The 3,556-nt window shown below is 71.7% G+C and carries 4 protein-coding genes; all 4 read left to right on the top strand.

Going from position 1 to position 3,556, the window contains the following annotated elements:
• A partial coding sequence (locus U9980_RS08130; RefSeq protein WP_322767376.1) for an A24 family peptidase occupies positions 1 to 703 on the top strand: 703 nt, incomplete at its 5' end.
• Between the two features lie 95 nt (positions 704 to 798).
• Positions 799 to 2,025, top strand: a complete 1,227-nt coding sequence (aroC, locus tag U9980_RS08135) for a chorismate synthase (RefSeq protein ID WP_322767377.1) — start codon at positions 799 to 801, stop codon at positions 2,023 to 2,025.
• On the top strand, positions 2,022 to 2,558 hold the full coding sequence (locus tag U9980_RS08140) for a shikimate kinase (RefSeq protein WP_322747538.1): 537 nt from the start codon (positions 2,022 to 2,024) through the stop codon (positions 2,556 to 2,558). The genes aroC and U9980_RS08140 overlap by 4 nt, the downstream gene beginning before the upstream one ends.
• On the top strand, positions 2,555 to 3,556 hold a 1,002-nt coding region (aroB, locus tag U9980_RS08145; RefSeq protein WP_322767378.1), incomplete at its 3' end, for a 3-dehydroquinate synthase. The genes U9980_RS08140 and aroB, both read left to right, overlap by 4 nt.

Below are 3,556 nucleotides of genomic sequence, written 5' to 3' on the forward strand. Positions count from 1 at the left end.
CGCCGGCGCCGACCGCCGCCGTCGGTTCCGGCGGCGGGACACCCGTGTGAACCTCGCTGCGGCCGCATCCACCAGTATGATCGTTCTTGCCGCACTGGGCGCTGTGCCGGTGCTTCCCGCACTGGTAGGTGCCTTCGGGCCGGTGGACGGTGAGCAGATCCGCGGGCCGGTACCCACCAGCTGGTTGCTGGGCGTGCTCACCGGCGTGGTGGTCGTCGCGTTCGCCGTCAAGCTGGCCGACCATGTCAACTGGCTGCCGGCATACGCCTACCTCGGGGTGGTGGGTGTGACGCTGGCCGTCATCGACGTCCGGGTTCACCGCCTGCCCGATGCGCTCACGTTGCCGTCCTATCCGATCCTGGCCGTGCTGTTCGGGATAGCGGCCCTCACCGATGGGGATCCGGGACGGTGGATGCGCGGTGTGCTCGCCGCGGCGGTCGTGTCCGCGGTGTCCGCGGCGTTGTGGGCGTTACCCGGAGCCGGCCTCGGGTTCGGTGACGTGAAACTGGCAGGTCTGCTCGGCGGCGCTCTCGGGTGGCTCGGTGCCCCGGTCGTCCTCACCGGGTTCATGGTGGGGATGACGTTGGCCGGGATGTGGGCACTGCTCCTGCTGGTGACCAGGCGGGCGAGTCTGCGTGCGCACATCGCCTACGGGCCGTTTCTGCTCGCGGGCGCTTTCGTCGCGGTCCTGGGCAGCCGCTGACCAACGCCTGTCCGGTTCGCGTCGATGACCGGCGTGCGATGACCGGCGTGCGATGGCCGGCGTGCGATGGCCGGCATGCGTGGAAGACTGGATTCATGCTGCGTTGGCTGACTGCAGGGGAGTCGCACGGCCCGGCTCTGGTGGCGACCGTCGAGGGGCTGCCGGCCGGTATCCGGGTGTCGAGCTCCCAGATCGCAGACGAACTCGCCCGCCGCCGCCTGGGGCACGGCCGCGGCGCGCGGATGAGCTTCGAGCGTGACGAGGTCGAGCTGCTGGGGGGCATGCGCCACGGCCTCACCCTGGGCGGTCCGGTCAGCATCCTCGTCCGCAACACCGAGTGGCCCAAGTGGCGCCAGGTCATGGCGCCCGATGCGCCCGATGCGGTCGACGCCGCGGAGCTGGCGGGTCTGGCCCGAAACGCTCCGCTGACCCGGCCCCGACCCGGGCATGCGGACCTGGCCGGGATGCAGAAATACGGCTTTTCCGACGCCCGGCCCGTCCTTGAGCGGGCCAGCGCGCGGGAGACCGCGGCGCGTGTCGCCCTCGGGACCGTAGCCAAGGCCCTGCTCCGGCAGGCCTACGGCATCGAGGTCGTCTCGCACGTGGTGGCGATCGGCAGCGTGGAGACACCGCCCGGCTCGCCACCACCACAGCCGGTGACCATGGATGTGGTGGACGCCGATCCGGTCCGGTGCGCCGACCCGGCGACGAGTATCCGGATGGTCGCCGAGATCGACGCGGCCCGTCGGGACGCCGACACTCTCGGCGGGATCGTCGAGGTCCTGGCCTACGGTTGTCCACCGGGGCTGGGTAGCTACGTCCACGGTGACCGTCGCCTCGACGCTCGGATCGCCGGTGAGCTGATGGGCATCCAGGCCATCAAGGGAGTGGAGTTCGGTGACGGTTTCACCACGGCCCGGCGGCGGGGGTCGCAGGCCCACGACGAGATCGAACGGCTGCCCGCCGACGGTGTGTCAGCGGCGCCGTATCGGGTGCGCCGAGCCAGCGACCGCGCCGGCGGCGTTGAAGGCGGGATGACCACCGGCGAGCCGCTGCGGGTCCGCGCGGCCATGAAGCCGATCTCGACGTTGTCCCGGCCGCTGGCCACGATCGACGTCGCCACCGGCGAACAGGCGGTCGCGATCGCGCAGCGCTCCGACGTGTGCGCGGTACCCGCCGCGGGGGTCGTCGCCGAGGCCATGGTCGCACTCGCGCTCGCCGACGCGGCCGTGGAGAAGTTCGGTGGCGACTCGGTGGAGGAGTCCCGGCGCAACTGTGAGGCGTACCTGAAGTCGCTGATCATCAGGTCGGAGCCGGTATGATCGCCGCTGACAGCGGCGGTGGCGGACGACGGCCGGTCGTGGTGCTCGTGGGCCCGCCCGGCTCCGGGAAGACCACGGTGGGGCAGGTGCTCGCGCGGCGGCTCGGGACGGCCTTCCGCGACACCGACGCCGATGTGGCGCGCCATGCCGGGATGCCGGTCGGCGACATCTTCATCGAGCGTGGTGAGGACGCGTTCCGTGCCCTGGAGCGGGACGCGGTCGCACGCGCCCTGACCGAGCATGAGGGCGTCCTTGCCCTTGGCGGTGGTGCGGTGCTGGACGCGGCGACGCGGGCGTCGTTGCGCGGGCACCTGGTCGTCCACCTCGACGTCCGGGTCAGTGACGCGGTGGCGCGCGTGGGTCTGGCCCGGGACCGTCCGCTGCTGGTCGAGGGGCCGCGTACCAGGATCACGGCGATGCTGCGGGCGCGGGCGCCGCTGTATGCCGAAGTCGCAACCGCGGTGGTGGACACCGCGGGCCGCACACCCGAGGAGGTAGTCGAGTTGGTCGAGAAGTTGGTGGTCGGGCCGTGACGGTGGCACCGGTGACCCGGGTGGCGGTCGCTCCGGCGGGTGTGCGGCCCTACGAGGTCGTGGTCGGGGAGGGTCTGCTCGGCGATCTCGCCGACCTGGTGGCCGGCCGGACCCGGGCGGCGGTGATCCATCCGCGGGCACTGCGGGCGACCGCGGACGCCGTGGTCGCGGATCTGCGCGACACGGCGAAGATCGAGGCCCACGCGGTCGAGGTCCCCGACGGCGAGGAGGCCAAGCAGCTGCGCATCGCGGGCTTCTGCTGGGACGTCCTGGGCCAGGTTGGTTTCACCCGTGATGACGTCGTCATCGGCCTCGGTGGTGGAGCTACGACCGACCTCGCCGGATTTGTGGCCGCCTCCTGGCTGCGTGGCGTCGACGTCGTGCAGGTGCCGACCACCGTCCTGGCGATGGTGGATGCGGCGCTCGGCGGCAAGACCGGGATCGACATCGACGCCGGCAAGAACCTCGTCGGCGCGTTCCATCACCCGTTGGCCGTGCTGTGTGACCTGGCGACCCTGGCGACCCTGTCCGCGAACGAGCGTGCCTCGGGGCTGGCCGAGGTGGTGAAGGCGGGGTTCATCGCAGACCCGGTCATCCTCGATCTGCTCGATGACGACCCGACGGGTCTGCGCCATCAGCGTGAGCTGCTGGAACGGTCGATCAGGGTCAAGGCGGACGTCGTTGCGGCCGACCCGTCGGAGGCCGGTCGCCGGGAGATCCTCAACTACGGGCATACCCTGGGGCACGCCATCGAGAAGGTCGAGGGCTTCACCTGGCGCCACGGTGCCGCCGTGTCCGTCGGAATGGTCTTCGCCGCCTCCCTGAGCCGGCTCGCCGCCGGCCTGGACGACGCCGTCGCCGACCGGCATCGCGACCTGCTCGAACGCATCGGCCTGCCCACGACCTACCGCGCGGACCGCTGGGCGGACCTGCTCGACGCGATGCGGGTGGACAAGAAGAGCCGGGGACGCCGGCTGCGGTTCGTGGTCCTGGACGCG

Origin of the sequence: Protofrankia sp. Cr1 (genome assembly GCF_963555865.1) — a bacterium.
GTDB lineage: Bacteria > Actinomycetota > Actinomycetes > Frankiales > Frankiaceae > Protofrankia.

What these genes read in the sequence shown, in the direction of transcription:
- aroC (WP_322767377.1), top strand. Translation starts at nt 799, where the DNA reads ATGCTGCGTTGGCTGACTGCAGGGGAGTCGCACGGCCCGGCTCTGGTG.
- U9980_RS08140 (WP_322747538.1), top strand. Translation starts at nt 2,022, where the DNA reads ATGATCGCCGCTGACAGCGGCGGTGGCGGACGACGGCCGGTCGTGGTG.